This window comes from Pseudomonas sp. P5_B2, assembly GCF_056400445.1.
Genome location: NZ_JBFULH010000014.1, coordinates 1 through 22570, shown reverse-complemented (window position 1 = coordinate 22570; position 22570 = coordinate 1). Strand labels below are relative to the sequence as shown.

22 protein-coding genes are annotated in these 22570 nt (G+C 59.1%); 15 read left to right on the top strand and 7 right to left on the bottom strand.

What is annotated here, in order from left to right:
• Positions 1-4: 4 nt before the first annotated feature.
• The 5 genes from AC1DRJ_RS03315 to AC1DRJ_RS03295 all read left to right on the top strand — a co-directional run bounded on the left by AC1DRJ_RS03315 (position 5) and on the right by AC1DRJ_RS03295 (position 4000).
• Positions 5-490, top strand: a complete 486-nt coding sequence (locus tag AC1DRJ_RS03315) for a flavin reductase family protein (RefSeq protein WP_477790193.1) — start codon at positions 5-7, stop codon at positions 488-490.
• Between the two features lie 138 nt (positions 491-628).
• Entirely contained in the window at positions 629-2080 is a 1452-nt protein-coding gene (locus tag AC1DRJ_RS03310; RefSeq protein WP_477800815.1) for an NAD-dependent succinate-semialdehyde dehydrogenase, read from the top strand.
• A 123-nt stretch (positions 2081-2203) separates the two neighbouring features.
• The gene (locus tag AC1DRJ_RS03305; RefSeq protein WP_139645298.1) at positions 2204-2593 is read left to right on the top strand and encodes a carboxymuconolactone decarboxylase family protein; all 390 of its coding nucleotides are present in this window, start codon (positions 2204-2206) and stop codon (positions 2591-2593) included.
• 88 nt (positions 2594-2681) lie between these two features.
• Entirely contained in the window at positions 2682-3434 is a 753-nt protein-coding gene (locus AC1DRJ_RS03300) for a GntR family transcriptional regulator (RefSeq protein ID WP_477800814.1), read from the top strand.
• A gap of 2 nt (positions 3435-3436) precedes the next feature.
• Positions 3437-4000, top strand: coding sequence for an NUDIX hydrolase (locus AC1DRJ_RS03295; protein ID WP_477800813.1), 564 nt, complete (start codon positions 3437-3439; stop codon positions 3998-4000).
• Between the two features lie 33 nt (positions 4001-4033).
• Here AC1DRJ_RS03295 and AC1DRJ_RS03290 read toward each other — a convergent pair whose 3' ends face one another.
• On the bottom strand, positions 4034-4330 hold the full coding sequence (locus AC1DRJ_RS03290; RefSeq protein ID WP_477800812.1) for a DUF1330 domain-containing protein: 297 nt from the start codon (positions 4328-4330) through the stop codon (positions 4034-4036).
• Positions 4331-4401: 71 nt separating this feature from the next.
• Here AC1DRJ_RS03290 and ribBA point away from each other — a divergent pair, with 71 nt between their 5' ends.
• The 5 genes from ribBA (at position 4402) to AC1DRJ_RS03265 (ending at position 9860) form a co-directional block, all read left to right on the top strand.
• Entirely contained in the window at positions 4402-5511 is a 1110-nt protein-coding gene (gene ribBA, locus AC1DRJ_RS03285) for a bifunctional 3,4-dihydroxy-2-butanone-4-phosphate synthase/GTP cyclohydrolase II (protein WP_477800811.1), read from the top strand.
• A gap of 394 nt (positions 5512-5905) precedes the next feature.
• Positions 5906-6931 carry an ABC transporter substrate-binding protein gene (locus tag AC1DRJ_RS03280; protein ID WP_477800810.1) on the top strand — a complete coding sequence of 342 codons (1026 nt, stop codon included), beginning with the start codon at positions 5906-5908 and terminating at the stop codon, positions 6929-6931.
• On the top strand, positions 6916-7872 hold the full coding sequence (locus AC1DRJ_RS03275) for an ABC transporter permease (RefSeq protein WP_477800809.1): 957 nt from the start codon (positions 6916-6918) through the stop codon (positions 7870-7872). Before AC1DRJ_RS03280 ends, AC1DRJ_RS03275 begins: the two co-directional genes overlap by 16 nt.
• Positions 7873-7878: 6 nt before the next feature.
• On the top strand, positions 7879-8688 hold the full coding sequence (locus AC1DRJ_RS03270; RefSeq protein WP_477800808.1) for an ABC transporter permease: 810 nt from the start codon (positions 7879-7881) through the stop codon (positions 8686-8688).
• A 17-nt stretch (positions 8689-8705) separates the two neighbouring features.
• A complete protein-coding gene (locus tag AC1DRJ_RS03265) occupies positions 8706-9860 on the top strand; it encodes an ABC transporter ATP-binding protein (RefSeq protein WP_477800807.1) in 1155 nt (384 codons plus the stop codon).
• Positions 9861-10635: 775 nt separating this feature from the next.
• Here AC1DRJ_RS03265 and AC1DRJ_RS03260 read toward each other — a convergent pair.
• Positions 10636-12042: a purine-cytosine permease family protein gene (locus tag AC1DRJ_RS03260; RefSeq protein WP_477800806.1), complete on the bottom strand. Its 1407-nt coding sequence runs from the start codon at positions 12040-12042 to the stop codon at positions 10636-10638.
• A gap of 322 nt (positions 12043-12364) precedes the next feature.
• Between AC1DRJ_RS03260 and AC1DRJ_RS03255 the strand changes: the two genes are divergently transcribed.
• The 5 genes from AC1DRJ_RS03255 (at position 12365) to AC1DRJ_RS03235 (ending at position 16485) form a co-directional block, all read left to right on the top strand.
• The gene (locus AC1DRJ_RS03255; protein ID WP_477800805.1) at positions 12365-12850 is read left to right on the top strand and encodes a flavin reductase family protein; all 486 of its coding nucleotides are present in this window, start codon (positions 12365-12367) and stop codon (positions 12848-12850) included.
• 105 nt (positions 12851-12955) lie between these two features.
• Positions 12956-13999, top strand: a complete 1044-nt coding sequence (locus AC1DRJ_RS03250) for an LLM class flavin-dependent oxidoreductase (protein WP_477790204.1) — start codon at positions 12956-12958, stop codon at positions 13997-13999.
• 192 nt (positions 14000-14191) lie between these two features.
• Positions 14192-14347, top strand: a complete 156-nt coding sequence (locus AC1DRJ_RS03245; RefSeq protein WP_477800804.1) for a hypothetical protein — start codon at positions 14192-14194, stop codon at positions 14345-14347.
• Between the two features lie 90 nt (positions 14348-14437).
• Complete coding sequence (locus AC1DRJ_RS03240) at positions 14438-15115, top strand: cysteine hydrolase family protein (protein ID WP_477800803.1); 678 nt, start codon at positions 14438-14440, stop codon at positions 15113-15115.
• A gap of 5 nt (positions 15116-15120) precedes the next feature.
• On the top strand, positions 15121-16485 hold the full coding sequence (locus AC1DRJ_RS03235) for a purine-cytosine permease family protein (protein WP_477800802.1): 1365 nt from the start codon (positions 15121-15123) through the stop codon (positions 16483-16485).
• Between the two features lie 53 nt (positions 16486-16538).
• On the opposite strand, the gene AC1DRJ_RS03230 is transcribed toward AC1DRJ_RS03235, so the two are convergent.
• The 5 genes from AC1DRJ_RS03230 to glnT all read right to left on the bottom strand — a co-directional run bounded on the left by AC1DRJ_RS03230 (position 16539) and on the right by glnT (position 22504).
• Positions 16539-17864, bottom strand: coding sequence for an ammonium transporter (locus AC1DRJ_RS03230; protein ID WP_477800801.1), 1326 nt, complete (start codon positions 17862-17864; stop codon positions 16539-16541).
• Between the two features lie 217 nt (positions 17865-18081).
• Positions 18082-19422: an FMN-binding glutamate synthase family protein gene (locus tag AC1DRJ_RS03225; RefSeq protein ID WP_477800800.1), complete on the bottom strand. Its 1341-nt coding sequence runs from the start codon at positions 19420-19422 to the stop codon at positions 18082-18084.
• Positions 19423-19442: 20 nt separating this feature from the next.
• Positions 19443-20126, bottom strand: a complete 684-nt coding sequence (locus AC1DRJ_RS03220) for a protein glxC (RefSeq protein WP_477800799.1) — start codon at positions 20124-20126, stop codon at positions 19443-19445.
• A gap of 11 nt (positions 20127-20137) precedes the next feature.
• The gene (locus AC1DRJ_RS03215) at positions 20138-21043 is read right to left on the bottom strand and encodes a class II glutamine amidotransferase (protein WP_477800798.1); all 906 of its coding nucleotides are present in this window, start codon (positions 21041-21043) and stop codon (positions 20138-20140) included.
• Positions 21044-21169: 126 nt separating this feature from the next.
• Entirely contained in the window at positions 21170-22504 is a 1335-nt protein-coding gene (glnT, locus tag AC1DRJ_RS03210) for a type III glutamate--ammonia ligase (RefSeq protein WP_477800797.1), read from the bottom strand.
• Positions 22505-22570 lie beyond the last annotated feature (66 nt).

Sequence of the window (22570 nt, the reverse complement as noted above, 5' to 3'; positions counted from 1 at the left end):
AGAAATGATCGAACCCGGCATTTACAAAGACGTCATGAGCTCGTTCCCGTCCGGAGTCACGATAGTGACCACCCTGGACCCGGACGGCGGCATCGTCGGCATTACCGCCAGCGCCTTCAGTGCACTGTCGATTGACCCGGCACTGGTGCTGTTCTGCCCCAATTACGCTTCCGACACCTACCCGGTGTTGCGCGACAGCAAGCAGTTCGCGATTCATCTGCTGTCCGCTGACCAGACCGCCGAAGCCTATGCCTTTGCCGGCAAAGGCAAGGACAAGGCCAGCGGCATCGACTGGCACCTGAGCGAGTTGGGCAACCCGTTGCTGCTCAAAGCCACCGCGATCATCGAGTGCGAGCTGTGGCGCGAATACGATGGCGGTGATCACGCCATCATCGTCGGCGCCGTGAAGAACCTGATTCTGCCCGAGCAACCGGTGACGCCGATGATCTACCACAAAGGCAAGCTGGGCCCCCTGCCCGCCCTGGCCTGACGGTTTCACACAAAACCCTGTAGAAGCCGGGCTTGCCCGCGATGACGGCATAACAGTCCACTTCAATGTTGACTGATCCATCGCTATCGCGGGCAAGCCCTGCTCCCACAGGTGTCCCACTTTTTGTCAGGAGGCGGCATGAGCCCAGCAGCCACGCAACTGTTCCGCCAGCAGGCCTACATCGGCGGCCAATGGCTGGATGCGCCCGATGGTGCGCAACAGGACATTTTCAACCCCGCCACCGGTGAATTGATTGGCCGGGTGCCGAACCTTGGCGCCACCGAAGCGCGCCAGGCCATCGCTATCGCCAATCAAGCCTGGCCGGCCTGGCGTGCAATCACCGCCAAAGAACGCAGCAACCTGCTCAAGCGCTGGCACGCGCTGATGCTGGAAAACGCCGATGCCCTCGCCGAGATCCTCACCCTCGAACAAGGCAAACCGTTGGCCGAAGCCAAGGGTGAAATCCTCTACGCCGCCAGCTTCATCGAGTGGTTCGCTGAAGAAGCCAAACGCATCTACGGTGACACCATTCCCAGCCACAAGGGCGATGCGCGCATTGTCGTCAGCAAAGAGCCGATCGGTGTCGTCGCGGCGATCACGCCATGGAATTTCCCTGCGGCGATGATCACTCGCAAGGCCGGCCCGGCACTGGCTGCGGGCTGTCCGTGCATCGTCAAACCGGCCCCTGAGACTCCGTTCTCGGCACTGGCCATGGCTGCGCTGGCCGAACAGGCCGGCATTCCTCCTGGTATTTTCAACGTGATCACCGGCGATGCCATCGCCATCGGCGCTGAACTGACGGCAAGCCCATTGGTGCGCAAACTGTCGTTCACCGGCTCCACGGCCATTGGCAAGTTGCTGATGGCGCAGTGCGCGCCGACGCTGAAGAAGGTTTCGCTGGAGCTTGGCGGCAACGCGCCGTTCATTGTCTTCGACGATGCCGACCTGGAGCGTGCAGTGGAAGGCGCGCTGATCGCCAAGTTTCGCAACGCCGGCCAGACCTGTGTCTGCGTCAATCGCTTCCTGGTGCAAAATGGCATTCACGACGCCTTTGTCGCGCGCCTTGCCGAACGGGTTTCGCAACTCAACGTCGGCAGCGGTTTCGATGCGGGGGTCAATCAAGGCCCGCTGATCAACGAGCGCGCAGTGGCCAAGGTTGAAGACCATGTGCAGGACGCGCTGGCGCAAGGTGCCCAGTTGCTTTGCGGCGGTGAACGTCACGCATTGGGTCACGGTTTCTTTCAGCCAACGGTATTGGCGGGCATCACCACGCAAATGAAAGTTGCCCAGGAAGAAACCTTTGGCCCTCTCGCAGCGGTGTTCCGTTTCGACAGCGAAGTCGAGGCCGTGCAGATGGCCAACGACACCGAATTCGGCCTGGCTGCCTACTGCTACACCCGCGACCTGGGCCGCGCCTGGCGCATGAGTGAAGCCTTGGAATACGGCATGGTCGGGATCAACGAAGGGCTGATTTCCACCGAGGTTGCGCCTTTTGGCGGGATCAAATCCTCGGGTCTGGGTCGCGAAGGTTCCAAGTACGGCATCGAAGACTACCTTGAACTTAAATACACCCTGATGGGCGGGCTCTAGGTCATGTTGGTCATATCGTAAGAGCCCGGCTTGTCGGCGATGGCGCTCCTGGAGACGCCATCGCCGGCAAGCCGGGCTCCTACAGAACAGTATTGATATCCGTGCCCCACGGAGATAAGCGAAATGAGCAACGAAAAGTATGAAAAAGGCTTGCAGATCCGCACCCAGGTGCTGGGTGAAGCCTATGTGAAACGCTCCATCGAGAATGCCGACGACTTCACCCGTCCGCTGCAGGAAATGGTTACCGAGTACTGCTGGGGCCACGTCTGGGGTCGTGAGGGTTTGTCGCTCAAAGAGCGCAGCATGATCAACCTGGCAATGATCTCGGCTCTCAACCGGCCTCACGAACTGAAGCTGCATGTGCGCGGTGCCTTGCGTAACGGCCTGAGTCGTGAGCAAATACGCGAAATTCTGCTTCAGGTCGGCATATATTGCGGTGTACCCGCTGCCGTCGACAGTTTCCGGCTCGCCCGCGAAGCATTCGCCGAAGCCGATGCCGAGGCCTCCAGTTAACCCTTGGCTGTTTGATTGAATGAGTACCGATGATCCAAAGGATCGAAGTGCTCTTTTTACATGGACAGCCACATTCAGAGCGGACCCCATGAAACGCCTGCCACTCGACGACAGCTTCAAGGTCAATCGCAACCCCATTACCCTGCGCGAAATCGTGCTGGATAAACTGCGAAGCGCCATCATGAACTTCCAGCTTTTGCCGGGAGACCGTCTGGTCGAACGCGATCTGTGCGATCGCTTGGGCGTCAGCCGTACCTCTGTGCGCGAAGCGTTGCGCCACCTGGAATCCGAAGGCCTGGTGGAATTCGCCGACGCCAAGGGCCCACGGGTGGCGATCATTACCCTGGCCGATGCCGTCGATATCTATGAGCTGCGTTGCGTGCTCGAAGGGCTGATCGTTCAGCTGTTCACCCTGCGTGCCAAGGCCAAGGACATCAAGGCCCTGGAAAAAGCCCTGGAGGAAAACCGCCAGGCGCTCAAGGACGGCGAACTGCAACAAGTCATCGACTCCGTGCAAGGCTTCTACGACGTCCTGCTCGAAGGCTCCGGCAACCACGTCGCGGCCACTCAGCTGCGACAGCTTCAGGCGCGCATCAGCTACTTGCGCGCAACGTCGGTGTCCCAGACAAACCGTCGTGGCGTCAGCAACCAGGAAATGGAACGCATGGTCGAGGCGATCAAGAGCGGTGATCCTCTGGCCGCTCACCAGGCTTGCGTCGACCACGTCCGCGCCGCCGCCACCGTCGCCCTCGATTACCTCAAGCGCAAGCAGGAAGAAACCGGGGCAATCCCCGAGATCACCCAGCCCATCGCACTCAAAGAACCGCGCATAGGTCGCTAATCATGTTCAGCCCGAGCTTTTGTCCAAAGTGTGGCAGCAATGACCTCGGTCAGCAGCAACCGCCGGGCGATACGCACGAGCGACTGATGTGCCGCGGCTGCGGCTACATCCACTACATCAATCCGAAAATCATTGCCGGCTGCATCATCGAGCAGGACGGCAAGTACTTGCTGTGCCAACGCGCGATTCCTCCGCGCCCCGGCACCTGGACGCTACCAGCGGGCTTCATGGAAGCCGGCGAAACCACCGAGCAGGCAGCGTTGCGCGAAGTCTGGGAAGAGAGTGGCGTGCGAGGCGAAATCCTCTCACCCTACTCGATCTTCAGCGTGCCGAAGATCAGCGAGGTGTACATCATCTTCCGCGCCATCGCCCTGGAAATCACCGGCCAATTTGGGCCGGAAACCCTCGACTACAAATTCTTTGCACCCGAGGACATCCCTTGGGACAGCATCTATTACCCGGCGATCCGGCAGATCCTCGAGCGTTACATCGAGGAACGGCAGGCCGGCGTGTATGGCATCTACATCGGCAACGACGATAGCGGGAAGATTCACTTCATCCGCTAAAGCTATTCTCTGTAGACGCCTGCGTGGTGCGCATTACGGTGGCGGCAAGCCTTCTACGATGATCACTTCTGCCCTCGCCACACCCTCACGATGTCCTTTCGCTTCCTGATAAAGCGCTGAGTGATAGCACGCCAGCGCCTGTTCGTAAGAGTCGAATTCAATCACCACGCTGCGTTGCGGCGTCGGCCTACCTTCCATCGCCTCACTGCGCCCGCCGCGCGCCAGTAGCCGACCGCCATATTCGGCAAATGCCTGCGGTGCCCGCTGGGTGTATTGGCTGTATTGATCGGGGTCGGTGACATCCACGTGAGCAATCCAGTACGCCTTCATAGTGACCTCTCGGTTAATTTTGTATTATGGTATACCACAAAATATTTCCATCAAACACTGAGAATCCCGACATGGCCTTCAACAGCATCGAAGAAATTATCGAAGACTACCGCCAAGGCAAAATGGTGCTGCTGGTCGATGACGAAGACCGGGAAAATGAAGGCGACCTGTTACTGGCAGCTGACTGTTGCACAGCCCAAGCCATCAGCTTCATGGCCCGCGAAGCGCGCGGCCTGATTTGCCTGACGTTGACCGACGACCACTGCCAACGTCTGGGGCTGGAGCAAATGGTTCCCAGCAATGGCAGTGTGTTCAGCACCGCGTTCACCGTGTCCATCGAGGCCGCCACCGGCGTGACCACCGGCATCTCTGCGGCGGACCGCGCGCGCACCGTAGCGGCAGCCGTTGCCCCGAATGCCGGGCCCGCCGATCTGGTGCAGCCGGGTCACATCTTTCCATTGCGCGCCAAGGAAGGCGGCGTGCTGACCCGCGCCGGTCATACCGAGGCTGGCTGCGACCTGGCACGCCTGGCAGGCTTCACGCCGGCCTCGGTGATCGTCGAAGTCATGAACGATGACGGCACTATGGCCCGTCGTCCGGACCTGGAAGTGTTCGCGCGCAAGCACGGCATCAGGATAGGCACCATCGCCGACCTGATTCACTACCGCCTGAGCACCGAACACACCGTGGTGCGCATCGGTGAACGCGAGCTGCCGACCGTGCACGGCACCTTTCGTCTGATCACCTTTGAGGATCGCATCGAAGGCGGCGTGCACATGGCCATGGTAATGGGCAATTTGCACCGGGATGAGCCAACGCTGGTGCGCGTGCACGTGATTGATCCGCTACGCGACCTGGTGGGTGCCGAGTACAGCGGTCCGACCAACTGGACGCTATGGGCCGCATTGCAACGGATTGCCGAAGAAGGTCGTGGCGTGGTGGTGGTGTTGGCCAACCATGAGTCGTCACAGGCATTGCTCGAGCGCGTACCGCAACTCACTCAACCGCCTCGCCAGTTCAGCCGTTCGCAGTCACGCATCTATTCTGAAGTAGGGACTGGGGCGCAGATCCTGCAAGACCTGGGCGTGGGCAAACTGCGTCATCTCGGGCCACCGCTCAAATACGCGGGTTTGACCGGGTACGACTTGGAGGTGGTGGAGAGCATCCCGTTTACACAGTGACTCTCGGTTTAGCGCAATTACCTGTGGGAGCGACGGTGCGACGATTCGACCTGCTCGCGAAGGCGATGTACCCGGCAGCACGTATGTCGACTGACACACCCTCTTCGCGAGCAGGTCGAATCGTCGCTCCCACAGGGATTGCGTTGAGTGCTACGCCCGCAGCTCAAAAACCCCGATTTGGCTGATAGCCGGTACGGCAAAGTGCTTGCACAAAGTTTGGAATACCATAATATGATATTCCATAGACCGAACGATTTGGCCAAGTGCGCCCATCAGGGAAAGCACCAATAACAGTTCTTGGCACGGTCGCCTTTTAAGGCCAGATGGACCTACTGCTCCCGATAGGCGGGCATTACCAAGCCCGCTCAAAAACACAACAAATGAGGGCGTGAAAATGGTGTTGAACAAACGTGCAACCGCAGTACTGTTCGCGGGCCTGCTGGCCACGGCCAGTCACGTGGCAATGGCCGCTGAAAGCGTCAACTTTGTCAGTTGGGGCGGCAGCACTCAGGATGCGCAAAAGCAAGCCTGGGCCGATCCGTTCAGCAAGGCCAGCAGCATCACCGTGGTCCAGGATGGCCCGACCGACTATGGCAAACTCAAAGCCATGGTCGAAAGCGGCAACGTGCAGTGGGACGTGGTGGATGTCGAAGCTGACTTCGCCTTGCGCGCCGCCGCCGAAGGCCTGCTCGAACCCCTCGATTTCAAAGTCATTGAACGGGATAAGATCGACCCGCGGTTCGTCTCCGATCACGGCGTCGGCTCGTTCTTTTTCTCCTTCGTCCTCGGCTACAACGAAAGCAAGCTCGGCGGCAAAAAACCCCAGGACTGGTCCTCGTTGTTCGACACCAAGACCTACCCTGGCAAACGCGCACTCTATAAATGGCCAAGCCCAGGCGTTCTGGAACTGGCGCTGCTGGCTGACGGCGTTGCCGCGGACAAACTCTATCCGCTAGACCTGGATCGGGCCTTCAAGAAACTCGACACCATCAAGAAAGACATCGTCTGGTGGGGCGGCGGCGCTCAATCGCAACAGTTGCTGGCCTCCGGCGAAGCGAGCATGGGTCAGTTCTGGAACGGCCGAATTCACGCGCTGCAAGAAGACGGCGCCCCTGTTGGCGTGAGCTGGAAACAGAACCTGGTCATGGCCGACATTCTGGTCATTCCCAAAGGTTCGAAAAACAAGGACGCCGCGATGAAGTTCCTGGCTAACGCCAGCAGTGCCAAGGGCCAGGCCGACTTCTCCAACCTGACCGCCTACGCGCCGGTCAACGTCGACAGCGTCGCGCTCCTGGATTCAGCTTTGGCACCTAACCTGCCGACTGCCTACGCTAAGGATCAGATCACTCTTGATTTCGCGTATTGGGCCAAGAATGGTCCTGCCATCGCGACACGGTGGAACGAATGGCTGGTCAAATGAAAATGACGGTATCCGCGTCCCCTCAACCCACTGCAACCGGTAGCGCCAATGGCGCTGCCGGACCGGCCCTCGGCAAGGCGGCTGTGATGAGGCAATCCCCGACTCTGGCACAACGCTGGCGTGGTTCGAGCAACCTGATCCCCGCCCTGCTGTTCCTCGGCCTGTTTTTTCTGGCGCCGTTGATTGGCCTGCTGCTGCGTGGCGTGCTTGAACCGGTGCCGGGGTTGGGCAACTACGAACAACTGTTCGCCAACTCGGCGTATGCCCGTGTACTGCTCAACACCTTCTCGGTGGCCGGCCTGGTGACACTGTTCAGCCTGCTTTTGGGTTTTCCGCTGGCCTGGGCAATTACGCTGGTGCCGCGTGGCTGGGGTCGCTGGATTCTCAACATCGTGCTGTTGTCGATGTGGACCAGCCTCCTTGCCCGTACCTACTCCTGGCTTGTGCTGCTGCAAGCGTCGGGGGTCATCAACAAGGCGTTGATGGCGATGGGCATCATCGATCAACCATTGGAGATGGTGCATAACCTCACCGGCGTGGTGATCGGCATGAGCTACATCATGATCCCATTCATCGTATTGCCGCTGCAGGCCACCATGCAGGCGATCGACCCGATGATTCTGCAAGCCGGCTCGATCTGCGGTGCCAGTCCCTGGACCAACTTTTTCCGGGTGTTCCTGCCGCTGTGCCGGCCGGGCCTGTTCTCCGGCGGCCTGATGGTGTTTGTGATGTCTCTCGGTTACTACGTCACCCCGGCGCTGCTGGGCGGTGCGCAGAACATGATGCTGCCCGAGTTCATCATTCAGCAGGTGCAGTCGTTCCTCAACTGGGGTCTGGCGAGCGCCGGAGCCGCGTTGCTGATCGTCATTACGCTGGTGTTGTTCTACTTCTACCTGAAGCTTCAACCGGAATCCCCGGTTGGCGCCAGCAACGCGAGGTAAGCCGTCATGCTCCTGACCCCTAATGCCATGAGCCGTCGGATGCGCTTCGGCCTGTATGCCACCACCGGGCTGATCGGTCTGTTCCTTTTGCTGCCGATCGTGTTCATCGTGCTGCTGTCGTTCGGATCGTCGCAATGGCTGGTATTCCCGCCACCCGGCTGGACGCTCAAATGGTACGGCCAGTTCTTCTCCAACGCCGACTGGATGAACGCTGCAATGGCCAGCCTCAAGGTGGCCGTGCTGACGACGTTCTTCGCCGTGGCCCTGGGCCTGCCCACTGCATTTGCGTTGGTGYGCGGCCGCTTCCCTGGCCGGGAAATGCTCTATGGCTTGTTCACCCTGCCGATGATCGTGCCCTTGGTGATCATCGCCGTGGCGGTGTACGCCCTGTTCCTTAAACTGGGCTACACCGGCACGATGTTCGCTTTCGTGGTCAGCCACGTCATCGTTGCGTTGCCGTTCACCATCATCTCGATCATCAACTCGCTGAAGCTGTTCGACCAGTCGATCGAGGATGCCGCAGTGATCTGCGGTGCATCACGCCTACAAGCGGTGTTCAAGGTGACGTTTCCAGCGATCCGTCCGGGCATGGTCGCCGGTGCCCTGTTTGCGTTCCTGGTGTCGTGGGACGAAGTGGTGCTGAGTGTGATGATGGCCAGCCCGACCCTGCAAACCCTTCCCGTGAAAATGTGGACCACCCTGCGCCAGGACCTGACGCCCGTGATCGCCGTCGCCTCGACGCTGCTGATCGGCCTCTCGGTATTGGTCATGGTGATCGCCGCCGCACTGCGCCGGCGCAATGAAATCAGCGCCTGAGCGCGCAGGAGTACGACATGAGTGCAGTGATCAAAGATTCCGCTCAACAGAATGACCAGCCGCTGGTCAGCCTGCGCAACCTGAACAAGCACTACGGCGACTTTGCCGCCGTGGACAACATCTCGCTGGACATCAAGGACGGTGAATTCCTCACCTTCCTCGGCTCCAGCGGCTCCGGCAAAAGTACCACCCTGTCGATGCTGGCCGGTTTCGAAACGCCGAGCAGCGGCGAGATCCTGGTCAATGGCCAGTCGCTGGTCAACGTGCCGCCACACAAGCGTGACATCGGCATGGTGTTTCAGCGCTACTCGTTGTTTCCGCACTTGTCAGTGCGCGACAACATCGCTTTCCCGTTGGCGATTCGCAAGTTGGCCACCGCTGAGCGTGAACGTCGGGTCGATGCAATGCTCAAGCTTGTGCAACTTGAACAATTCGCCCATCGCCGCCCTTCGCAACTCTCCGGAGGCCAGCAACAACGCGTCGCCATCGCCCGGGCGCTGGTCTATGAGCCACGCATTCTATTGATGGATGAACCTCTGGGTGCGCTGGATAAAAAGCTGCGCGAAGACTTGCAGGATGAATTGCGCCAACTGCATCGGCGTTTGGGCATCACCATTGTCTATGTGACCCACGACCAGGAAGAAGCCATGCGTTTGTCCCAACGCATCGCGATTTTCAGTCACGGCAAGATCGTCGGTCTGGGCACTGGCTATGACTTGTACCAGAACCCGCCGAATGCATTCGTCGCCTCGTTCCTCGGTAACTCGAACTTCCTCAAGTTGAAGGCCCAGGGCAACGCAGTGGCTTCGTTTGAAGGGCAATCGCTGTCGATCCGCCTGACCGCTGGCCTGCAAACCAATCAGGATGTGTTGCTGATGGTGCGGCCGGAGAAAGCGTTGGCGCTGAGTAATGAGCAAGCCGCTCAGGAACCACTGGCTGCGGGCTGGAATGAAGTCTCTGCCAAAGTCGTTGAGGTGTTGTTCCTGGGTGAGAGCCAGACTTGCAGCGTAGTGACTTCGGGCGGTACGTCGATGACAGTCAAGGCACTTTCAGCCGCCGGCATGCCAATGAAAGCGGGTGATCCGGTGCGTGTGCGCTGGGCTACTGCGGATGCCTGCGTTTATACCGAATGGGCTGAGAGCGATTTGAACAAGGCTGCTGGGGCGCATTGATTTTTGATGTTCACGGCGGTGGGCTGCTAGTTAAGTGTCACTCTTGGGTCGCCGCAACGTCGGGTTGTGGGGGCCCTTTTTTTTGCTTTTGAATTGGGGGGCATATCCGTTTCTTCGGTAACGGCCGCTGGCGGTTTAGCTCTTACAGCGACTCACTTTTCCAGACGCCGAAAAGTAAGCAAAAGGCTTTGCCCCTCCATTCGGTGCCCCGCTTAGGCTCGGCATGCCCTCACTCCGGCATTGCTCCGGGGGCCCGCCGCCATCGGCCATCCATGGCCGGGGGCGGCTACCGCGGCATCCTTGCCGCGGTGCCCCCTGCGCAACGCCTGCGTTCGGCCTCTGGGTAAGGGGCAACAGATCAAGATCAAGATCAAAAGCCGAAGCAACGGCAACGGCAACGGCAAGATCAACAGCTTCGCGAGCAAGCCCGCTCCCACAGTTGGACTGGGTACATCCCTGAGCGATTGGCCAGCTGTCAGGCCGCCTTCGCTGGCAGGCCAGCTCCCACAATGGATCGGCGTACGGCTTTTGCTTTTCACCACTCATCAGGCCGCGCGTTAGCTCGCTTGCAGCTTTTGATTTTGACGCACCGCCCCCTCGAGAGGGGCAGAAGCGCTTTGGTTACTTTGCGCCGGGCCGCGCAGGCTTTTCCAAAGTGACTCGATGTAAGAGCGAAACCGTTAGCAGCCGTTACCGCAGGAATGGATATGTACAGGATTAAAGAACCCAAACAAAAATGCCCGGCAAATAGCCGGGCATTCCAGAAAAACTTAAATCAACGGGTATAACTCAACCCCGAAGCCCTGCTCTGCCGAGCCTGCCCCCGCGTAGCCATGCAATAGTAGAGCGGACAAGTCACCACCAACCCCACCAACCACGACAGATCCGCACCCTCGACCAGATTGGCATACGGCCCCACATACAACGACGTATTGGCAAACGGCAGCTGCACAATAATCCCGATGAAATACGCCACGATTGCATGCCAATTGAACCGCCCATAAATCCCGCCATCCGCACGAAAGATCGAGGCAATGTCATAACACCCGCGCTTGATCACATAGAAGTCGATCAAGTTGATCGAAGCCCATGGAACCAGCACTAACAGCAGCGCGAGGATGAGTCCGATGAACTGCGAAATGAAATCTGCCGAAGCCCCCAGCGCCACTACACAACAACCTGCCAACACCACACTCGACAACACCACACGAACCTTGATGCTTGGCGTCCATTGACTGGCGAAGGTCTGGATCGAGGTGATGATCGACAGCACCGCACCATACAGATTCAAGGCGTTGTGACTGATGATATTGAGCAGGAACAGCACCATCAGAATCGGCCCCAGCCACCCGGTGGATTGCTTCACCGCCGCCATGGCTTCGGTGCCTTCAGGGGTCGCGAGTACCGCCACCGCGCCGAAGGTAAACGACAGGATCGTGCCCAGGGTTGCGCCCAGATAAGTGGCGAAGAACGGACGGGCGATGCCGATATCGGCCGGCAGGTAGCGCGAGTAGTCGGACACATAAGGCGAGAAGCTGATCTGCCAGATGATTCCCAGGGACACCGTGGCCAGCCAGCCGGACAGGTTGAACCCGCCGCGAGTGAAGAAATCCGCCGGCAGGTCATGGGCGAAAATATAGAGGAACCCGGCAAGCAAGGCACTGCCCATAACCCAGGTGCCGATGCGGTTAAGGGTGTGAATGAAGCGGTAACCAATCACCCCGATCGCGGTAGCGCTAAGGGCGCCGATGAGGATGCTTGCCGGGACCGGGACTGAGGGTGCAATTCCGACAATCGACTTGCCGGCCAACACGATGTTGGAGATGAAGAAACCGACGTAGATCAGTGCGGCAAAGAATACGATCAGCAGCGCTCCATAACGCCCGAACTGGCCGCGGCTCTGCACCATTTGCGGAATGCCCATGCGCGGTCCCTGAGCCGATGCGAGGGCAATCACCAGCCCGCCGACCATGTGCCCCAGCGCTATCGCCAACAGCCCCCAGAACAGGTCGAGATGGAACACCTGAACCACCATGGCACCCGTGACGATAGGCAACGGAGCAATGTTGGTGCTGAACCATAAGGTGAAAAGATCGCGGGCCTTCCCGTGGCGCTCTGCGAGTGGAACGTAATCGACCGTGTGATTCTCGATCAACGGATCTTGCCGGGACATCTGGGACATATGCATGAACTCGAGTTTGTCTGTTCTTATCGTTGTATGAAGCCAAACCGGGGGCACATCTTGGCACCCCTCAGATGCTTACCATATTATGGTATTCCAACTTTTTCACAAGACTGATTCGGTCTTTGCGCATCCATCTGATCCGCTATCCTCCCGTACAAGTGCACACGCTTCCTGGCTTAAACCCCCGTAAATGCTGTCTTTTAGACCAAAGGTGTACGTTTATCGGTCCACAGAAAAAGCACTTGCAAACGATGTATTACGGTATACCATCAGACCTACAAACCGATAAAAACACGTTTCACCACCCGAGGACCGTCCAATGATCGATGCCGCCATCTACAAACAAGTCATGGGCTCGTTCCCGTCCGGCGTAACGGTGATCACCACGCTGGATGACGACGGTCAAATCGTCGGCCTGACCGCTAGCGCCTTCAGCTCGCTGTCCATGGACCCGGCCTTGGTGCTGTTTTGCCCGAACTACAGTTCCGACTCCTATCCCGTTCTGATCAAGAACAAACGCTTTGCCATTCACGTGCTTTCCGGCGGCCAGCAGAGCGAAGCCTATGCGTTCGCGCGAAAAGGCAAGGACAAGGCGCAAGGTATCGAATGGACCTTGAGCGAACTGGGCAATCCCATTCTGGCCAACGCTACGGCGGTCATCGAGTGCGAGTTGTGGCGCGAATATGAAGGCGGCGATCACGCAATCATGGTGGGTGCCGTGAAGAATCTGATCGTGCCACAGCAAAACACCGGACCCTTGGTGTATTGCCACGGCAAGATGGGCGCCCTGCCCGTCCATGCATGAGTCAGCTGATCCGGAAATAATTTGCGCCAAATGCGTATTATGGTATACCAATAACCATCAGGCCCGCAGTCGACAGGCCGACAACAAAAAATCCGAGGTAGCGTCATGAAGTTTTCCTTGTTCGTACACATGGAACGTTGGGACGAAAGCGTCAGCCACCGCCAGTTGTTCGAAGACTTGACCGAGCTGACCCTGATGGCCGAGGCCGGCGGTTTCAGCACCGTCTGGATCGGCGAACACCACGCCATGGAATACACCATCTCGCCAAGCCCGATGCCGCTGTTGGCCTACCTGGCTGCGAAGACCACCACTATCCATTTGGGCGCCGGTACCATCATCGCGCCGTTCTGGCACCCGTTGCGGGTCGCCGGTGAATGCGCATTGCTGGACGTGATCAGCAACGGTCGCATGGAAGTCGGCCTGGCCCGTGGCGCGTATCAGGTTGAGTTCGACCGGATGGCCGGCGGCATGCCTGCTTCTTCCGGCGGTCAGGCATTGCGGGAAATGGTTCCGGTGGTTCGCGCACTGTGGCAAGGCGACTATGCCCATGACGGCGACATCTGGAAATTCCCAACGTCCACCAGCGTGCCGAAGCCGATCCAGAAGCCTAATCCGCCGATGTGGATCGCCGCTCGCGACCCGGACTCACACAACTTCGCAGTGGCCAACGGCTGTAACGTCATGGTCACGCCGCTGATGAAGGGCGACGAAGAAGTCCTCGATCTGAAGAACAAATTCCAGACCGCCCTGGACAACAACCCGGACGTGCCACGCCCGCAACTGATGGTGTTGCGTCACACCCATGTCCACTCGGTTGACGAGCCTGAAGGCTGGAAAGTCGGGGCCAAGGCCATCGCCAGGTTTTACCGCACTTTCGATGCCTGGTTCGGCAACAAGGAAACGCCGGTCAACGGTTTCCTGGCGCCGAGCCCTGAGGAGAAATTTGCCGGCCGTCCAGAGTTCGAACTGGAGAGCCTGCACAAGACCGCCATGATCGGCACCCCAGAAGAAATCATTCCGCGTATCAAGTACTACCAGGAACTGGGCGTMGACGAATTCAGCTTCTGGTGCGACAACAGCCTGCCGCACGCCGAGAAGAAAAAGTCCCTGGAGCTGTTTATCAAACACGTGGTCCCGGCGTTCCGCTGAGTACTCTGCGTTGTGGGGGCGAGCCTGCTCGCGATGGACGTCAACGATAAAGCGCGCCATCTGAATGACCTCGTTGTCCTGTGGGGCTTGCTCGCGAAAGCGTCGGGTCAGTCGCCATGGACGTTGAATGAGCTGTCCTCTTCATGAGCAAGTCGAATCATCGCACCGCCGCTCCCACAAGGATCGATTCCCATGTTCAATAATGGTCGTCTCCAATCACTCGCCCTTCCCTCCGGCGCCGCGCGGGCTTACCTGCGCGGTGAATGGACCGCTTCGCACCTGCATTTCAAGCGCCTGCGCGCCAGTGTTTCAGCCAAGCAGAATGGTTTCTGGCAACTAGTTCGCTGAGCCCACCCGAACAGCCAATCACGCACCTGCTCCTCGCCATTGCATGGCGTGCGCGGTGCTTTGTGTTTCGCCTTTGATCAGGTTTGCTCAATGAACAATAACAACGCGCTGTTGATCATCGACATGCAGCAGGAGGACGGATTCGTCCTCGAAAACTTCAGCACGGTGGTTGCCCATACCGCCGCCCTGCTGGCGACTGCCCGCCACCAACTGATGCCTGTCATCTATACCCGCCACATCAATCAGGCCGGCGGCAGTGACTTGCCCCACGGTGAACCCCTCGCCGCCGACGGTGGCCCCAGCAGCTATCGCGCCGGTACCCGACAAGTGGAAATCATCGAATCGCTGACACCGCAGCCCGGTGAATTGATCATCGACAAGGGCCGCTACAGTGCCTTTCACCGCACCGACCTTGACGCCCGACTCAAGGCGCTGGATGTCCACACGTTGGTCATCTGCGGCTTGTTGACCGATGTCTGTGTCCTCAGCAGCGTATTCGACGCATTCGCCCTGGGTTATCGCATTCGCCTGGTCAGCGACGCCTGCACCACGACCACCCTGGCGGGTCATTACTCGGCATTGCTGATTATGGTCAACTGGGTCTACTCCCTGGAAATCCTCACCAGCACCGAGTGCCAGCGCGCACTGCAACAGTTCGATTACGTCAGCCTGAATCCCGAGCACCCGGACATGTTTGCCCATCAGCCCCATGAGCTGCCAGGCACCATCGYCCGTCTGCAAGCCCACCTCGTTCGGACTCAGGAGTAATCGCCATGCAAGTCGAAAAAAGAAGCATCGATTTCATCCCCGAAACCGAACGCCACGGTCGTCCCGCTTCGCTGTTCTATATCTGGTTCGGTGCCAACATGAACATCACCACCATCGCGTCCGGCGTGCTGCCGGTGGTGATGGGGCTCAACCTGTTCTGGAGCGCGCTGGCAATCATCATCGGCTCGCTGGTGGGGGCGGTGTTCATGGCGTCCCACTCAGCCCAGGGCCCGAAGCTGGGCATCCCGCAGATGATCCAGAGCCGCGCACAGTTCGGCGTACTGGGCGCCGTCTTGCCGCTGTTGTTCGTAATGCTCATCTACCTGGGGTTCTTCGTCAGCAATACCTTGCTCGCCGCCCAGGCGCTGGAGTCCGTCAGCCCGTTGCCGTCCAGTGGCAACATTTACCTGATCGGTGCCTTGTGCTTCGTCGTTGCGCTGTATGGCTATCGGCTGATTCACCGTTTGCAAAAGCTGCTCTCGATCCTTTCGCTGCTGGTGTTTGCAGCCGCCACGCTGTTTGCCTTGCAGCTGCCGATACCCGCCGAACAATGGCTGCCAACCGGGTTTTCGCTGTCGAAGTTTCTGGTGGCGGTGAGCATTGCCGTGACCTGGCAGTTGTCCTATGCGCCTTATGTCGCTGACTATTCGCGCTACCTGCCAAGCAGCACCCCAACCGCTCAGGTGTTCTGGTACAGCTACGCCGGCACAGTCAGTGGCGGTGCGTGGATGATGATTCTCGGGGCAATCCTGAGCGTCGGCATCAGTGACTTTTCCAGCAACGTCGGCGGCCATGTCGTCGGATTGTTCGGCAGCGGCGCGATCCTGCTGTTCGCCTTTATTGTTTATGGCCAAGTGTCGATCAACGTGTTCAACCTGTACGGGGCGTTCATGTCGACCATCACCGTGATCGAACCTTTCGCCCGGCTCAAGGTGACACCGCGGGTGCGTGGCCTGTTCATGCTGGTGATCAGCCTGGTGGCGACGGCGCTGTGCACGATCAGTCAGGACGACTTCATCACCTTCTTCCTTAACTTCATTTTCTTCATGAGCTACTTCCTGATCCCCTGGACCGCAATCAATCTGGTGGATTACTACTGCCTGCGAAAAGGCCAGTACCAGATCGACGACATCTTCGACCTCAACGGGATTTATGGAAGGGTCAACTGGATCGCTTGCGGCAGTTTCCTGCTGGCGATTGCCCTTGAGGTTCCGTTCATGAACACCACGTTGTACGTTGGCCCGGTGGCCACGGCGCTGGACGGAGTCGACTTGGCTTGGCTGGTCGGCTTGCTGGTACCGGCCTTGAGTTACTACTGGCTGATGAAACTCGGCAAGCGGGCGCCGGGGTTGAATCAAGCGTCGCAGTAATCATGAAACAACAACGCCGGCCATGGGCCGGCGTTGCACTGTTTCAGGACACTTTAATGGTTGTAGGCACTTTCATTGTGCTCGGCCAGATCCAGCCCCATCTCCTCCACCGACTCATCGGCGCGCAAGCCGATCACCGCGTTGATCACCTTGAGAATGATCCAACTGATGGCGAAGCAATAAACCGTTGTCAGCAGCACGCCCTTGATTTGCGCCACCACTTGAGCGCCCATGGTCACGCCCTCGACCAGTCCGCCAAGGGACGGTACGCAAAACACCCCGGTCAACACTGCGCCGATCATCCCGCCGATACCGTGCAAACCAAATACGTCGAGGCTGTCGTCATAGCCGAAACGACGTTTCAACACGGTAACGCTCAAGTAGCAGAACACCCCGCACAACAAACCGATGGCCAGTGCGCCGCCGACACCGACGTAAGCGCACGCTGGCGTGATCCCCACCAGACCGGCCAGGGCACCACTGGCCAGGCCCAAAGCGCTCGGTTTGCCGACCTTGAACCACTCGGTGAACATCCAACCGAGAATCCCGGCGCATGCACCCAGCTGAGTGTTGAGCATGACGATGCCAGACGTGCCGCTCAGGCCACCGCCCGAACCGATATTGAAGCCGAACCAGCCGACCCAGAGCATGGCGGCACCGGCCATGGTCAGGCTCAAGTTGTGGGCCGGCATCGGCGTATTCTGGTAGCCCTTGCGCTTGCCGAGGATCAGGCACGCCGCCAACGCAGCAACGCCGGCATTGATATGCACCGCCGTACCGCCGGCAAAATCGAGAACACCCCAGTTATGCATCAAGGCGCCCGAACCACCCCACACCATATGGGCCACCGGGGCATACACGAGGGTGAACCACAACGCCATGAACCACAGCGCCGCTGAGAACTTCATGCGCTCGGCAAATGCGCCGGCAATAAGCGCCGGCGTGATAATGGCGAAAGTCATCTGGAAGGTCACGAAGACCCCTTCCGGGATCTCGCCCACCAGGCTTTCCGGGGTCATGCCAGCCAGAAAGGCCCGGTTCAAGCCACCCACAAAGCTGTTGAACGTCACCTCGCCCTCAACCATGCCGGTCGTGTCGACAACCATGCTATAGCCGTAAACCACCCACAAAACACCCACCAGGCCTGCGATACCAAAGCATTGGGTGAACAGCGACAGCATGTTTTTTGCCCGCACCAGACCACCGTAGAACAAGGCGAGCCCCGGTAGACACATGAACAACACCAGCACCGCAGCCATGACCATCCAAGCGGTGCTGCCAGTGTTCAAAGTTGGTGCATCGGCTGCCTGCGCCAAGGGCACGAGCGCGCCGGCCGTTAATAAGCCAAGAAGGGTTTTGCCGAGAAGACGATTGACCATGTTCAAAGCTCCTGCAAAAAAATCGGAAGTGTCGGCAGAGAGCAAGTGGCAAAGCGACGGACCGTTGTGGTCTCTTCGAATATCTGACGCCTACAACCCTTCTGATCGTTCCCACGCTCCTGCGTGGGAATGCAGCCCGTGACGCTCTGCGTCACAGATTCGGGACGCGGAGCGTCCCCGGAGGCATTCCAACGCGGAGCGTTGGAACGATCCGTCCTCAGTACTTGCCAGAACCCGGAATCCAGCTGGTCCCCGCCAATGGCACCCGTGCCATGGCCGCCGACTCCACTGTCAACGCCACCAGATCCTCCGGATCCAGGTTATGCAGGTGCGACTTGCCGCACGCCCGAGCCATGGTCTGAGCTTCCAGCACCAGTACTCGCAGGTAGTTAGCCAGACGACGACCACCTTCCACCGGGTCCAGGCGCTTGGACAGTTCCGGGTCTTGCGTGGTGATCCCGGCCGGGTCACGGCCGTTCTGCCAGTCGTCATAGAATCCTGCGGCCGAGCCAATTTTCTGCAGCTCTTCATTCAGTCGCGGGTGGTTATCGCCCAGTGCAATCAGTGCAGCTGTACCGATGGCCACCGCGTCAGCGCCCAGCGCCATGGCCTTGGCCACATCGGCGCCGTTGCGAATACCACCGGAAACAATCAATTGAACCTTGCGATGCATGCCCATCTCTTGCAAAGCCTGTACCGCTTGCGGGATGGCCGGCAAAATCGGAATCCCCACATGTTCGATAAACACTTCCTGGGTCGCGGCAGTACCGCCTTGCATGCCGTCGAGCACGATCACGTCGGCCCCGGCCTTAACCGCCAGTTTGACGTCGTAGTACGGGCGGCTGGCGCCGATTTTCACGTAGATCGGTTTTTCCCAGTCGGTGATTTCGCGGATCTCGGCGATCTTGATCGCCAAGTCATCGGGGCCGGTCCAGTCCGGGTGACGACAGGCGCTGCGCTGATCAACGCCGATCGGCAACGTACGCATGCCGGCCACCCGTTCGGTGACTTTCATCCCCAGCAACATGCCGCCGCCACCGGGTTTGGCGCCCTGCCCCAGCACGATTTCAATCGCGTCGGCTTTGCGCAGGTCGTCCGGGTTCATGCCATAGCGAGATGGCAGGTACTGATAGACCAGATGCTGTGACTGCCCGCGCTCTTCCGGGGTCATGCCGCCGTCACCGGTGGTGGTGCTGGTACCGGCGATCGTCGCGCCTCGGCCGAGGGCTTCCTTGGCATTGGCCGACAACGCACCGAAACTCATACCGGCGATGGTCACCGGAATCTTCAGGTGGATCGGTTTCTTGGCAAATCGGTTGCCGAGGATCACATCGGTGCCGCATTTTTCGCGATAGCCTTCCAGCGGATAACGCGACACGCTGGCGCCGAGCAGCAGCAAGTCGTCGAAGTGCGGGACCTTACGCTTGGTGCCACCGCCGCGTATGTCATAGATGCCAGTCTCGGCGGCGCGCTGGATTTCCTGGATGGTCAGGCGGTCGAAAGTCGCGGACTCGCGCAGTACTGGAGGGGCTGCTTTTTGGCTAATTGGGTCGCTCATATCTGTTCTCCTCGCGTGGATCAGTACGCGGACGCGTTATCGACTTTGAAGTTGTACAACTGACGGGCCGAACCGTAGCGCTTGAAGTCAGCCGCTTTGTGTTCGAAACCGGCGCGGTTGAGCAGGACCTGCAATTCCTCAAGGTGCTCGGCGCGCATCTCTTTCTCGATGCAGTCCGAACCCAGGGACGCGACGCTGCCCTTCACGTAAATGTGGGTTTCGTACAGCGAATCGCCCAGTGCATCGCCGGCATCGCCACACACCACCAACCGCCCGGCCTGGCCCATGAAGCAGCTCATGTGGCCAATGCTGCCGCCGACCACAATGTCGATGCCTTTCATGGAAATCCCGCAACGGGCACCCGCGTCACCTTCGATCACCAGCAGACCGCCATGGGCGGTGGCACCGGCGGCCTGGGACGCACTGCCTTTGATCCGCACATAACCGGACATCATGTTTTCCGCGACACCCACACCGGCGTTGCCGTGCACGGTGATGCTCGCTTTTTGGTTCATGCCCGCGCAGTAGTAGCCGGCATGCCCCTGGATATCGATAGACACGGCTTGGTTCACCCCGACGGCGAGGTTGTGCTTGCCATTGGAATGGGTCACCACCCATTCACGGTCTTCAACAGCATTGACTTGGTCATGCAGCGCCTGATTGAGGTCGCGCACGCTGGCAGTGGAAAGATCGATGGTTTTCATGTGTGCGCTCCTTAAGCTGACTCGCGTTCCCAGATGTACAAGGTGGCCGGTTCCGGCTCCCAGATCCTGGCGTTTTCAATGCCCGGCAGACTCGACAGCGCCTGATACTCCGACGCCATGGCAACGTAGTCGTCAGTCTCGGCGAGGATCGCCGGCTTGCAGGCAATCGGGTCGCGGATCACCGCGAAGCCGTTGYGGGTGCCAATGGCGAAAGTGAAGAAGCCATCGAGATCTTCCAGCGCATGATCCAGTGCCTCTTTCAACGAATCGCCCTGCTGCAGGCGCCAGGTCAGATAACCGGCGGCCACTTCTGTGTCGTTGTCGGTTTCGAACTGGATGCCTTCGCGTTTCAGTTCCTGACGCAGGCGGAAGTGGTTGGACAGCGAGCCGTTATGCACCAGGCACAGGTCGGCGCCAGTGGAAAACGGGTGGCTGCCTTCCATGGTCACCGCACTTTCGGTGGCCATGCGGGTATGCCCAATGATATGGCTACCTTTCATGCCGGCCAGGCCGAAGCGTTGGGAAATTTCCTCGGGCAACCCCATGCCTTTGAGGATTTCAATGCTCTGGCCGGCGCTCATGATCCGCAGGCCTGGCGCCAGTTCGGCCAGGGCCAGACGCACCGGTGCCTCATCAGCGTGGATCTTCAGCACGGCGGCGCTGGCGTTCTGAAACCAGTCCAGCGAACAGCCAAGACGCCCTTCCAGTTCCCCCATCAGGGATGTCCAGTCGAAGTTCTCGGTGGTCGCCTGCAAGGTCAGCTTGACCCAGCCATCGGCGACTTCATCGCCATAGATCGCGAAGCCGGCACTGTCCGGGCCACGATCGGTCATGGCCTGCAACATGGGTTCGAAGAGCTTGCCGAGCTGGGATTCCAGCTGCGGATTTTTCAGGTAAAGACCTACGATTCCACACATAAAAACAGTCCTCACTTCGTTCGGGAGCTGCAAGCTGCAAGCAATCCGCATAGATAGAAATATCAGTGACACACCGCCAATCCGCTTTTACTTGCGGCTTGACGCTTGTAGCTGCCGCCCACAGCCTCAGAAAAACTCTGTGTAGCGCGCGATCTCCCAGTCACTCACATGGCGGCTGTACTCCACCCACTCCATGCGCTTGAGCTTGATGAATTCGCCAACGATCTGCGGGCCCAGGACTTCGGCGAACAGCGGATCGGCCTCCAGCGCATCGCAGGCTTCCTTGAGCGACTGCGGCAAGGTCTTGATGCCGCGTGCGGCGATCTGTTCCAGGCTCAGGCTGTAAAGGTTTTCGTTGCAGACGTTGTCGATTTCCAGTTGACGGTCGATACCGTCAAGCCCGGCGGCGATGATTGCCGCACTGACCAGATAAGGATTGCAGCCAGCGTCCGGCAGACGAAATTCCAGTCGGCCATAAGGCACCCGGACCATCGCGGAACGGTTGTTGGCACCGAAAGCTATAAAGGCTGGCGCCCAGGTCGCGCCGGACAACGAATTGCCCACCACCAGACGTTTGTAGGAGTTGACCGTCGGTGCCGCGAAGGCACACAGCGCCGGTCCATGGGCAAGCAGGCCGGCCGCGAAGTGATAGGCCATTTTCGACAGGCCCATACCGCTCGGATCACTGGCGTCGTGGAACAGGTTCTTGTTCTCGGCGCTACTGATCGACAGGTGGAAATGCATGCCATTGCCGGCGCGCTTCGGGTCCGGTTTGGGCATGAATGAGCAAATCATGCCAAGGTCATTGGCGATCTCGCCGGCGGCCATTCGGAAGAAAGTGAAGCGATCCGCCGACGTCATCGCATCGCTGTAGGTGTAATTGATCTCGAATTGGCCGTTGGCGTCTTCGTGGTCGATTTGGTAGACCTCGAAATCCACCGCCTGCAAGGCTTCGGTCAGTCGCTCGAGGAACTCCCTGGAACGCGATAGACCTTTATAGTCGTAGCAAGGCTTGTCGAGGTTGTCGCTGAGGTCCACCAGTTGCAGCTTGCCCTGCCCGTCGCGGCGCATCAGGTTGAACTCGGGTTCCAGGCCGGTGTTGAGTGTCCAGCCTTTATCTTCCAGGCGGCGGATTTGCTGCTGCAATACGTAACGACTGTCATAGGGGTGCGGCTTGCCGTTGACATGACCCACACACACCACCCGGCCATAACCCGGTTGCCAAGGCACTGGCGTCAACGTGGACAAATCACCGCGGGCCATGAAATCCGGGCCGTGAGGTTCCATGCCCATGCCACTGATGGCGAAACCGGCAAAACCCGCCCCCTCTTCGGCCACGGTCTTGAGCCCACAGATCGGCACGGATTTGGTTTTTGCCGCACCGTGGATATCGACAAACTGCGCAAGCACGTACTTGATCCCGTGCTTGTCGATGATGCGCTGGGTTTCTGCTGGCAACATTGCTCGTCACTCCTCGCGAAAGGCAAAATTTGATGGATAGGCCTTAACTGACTTTTATTCCTGAAA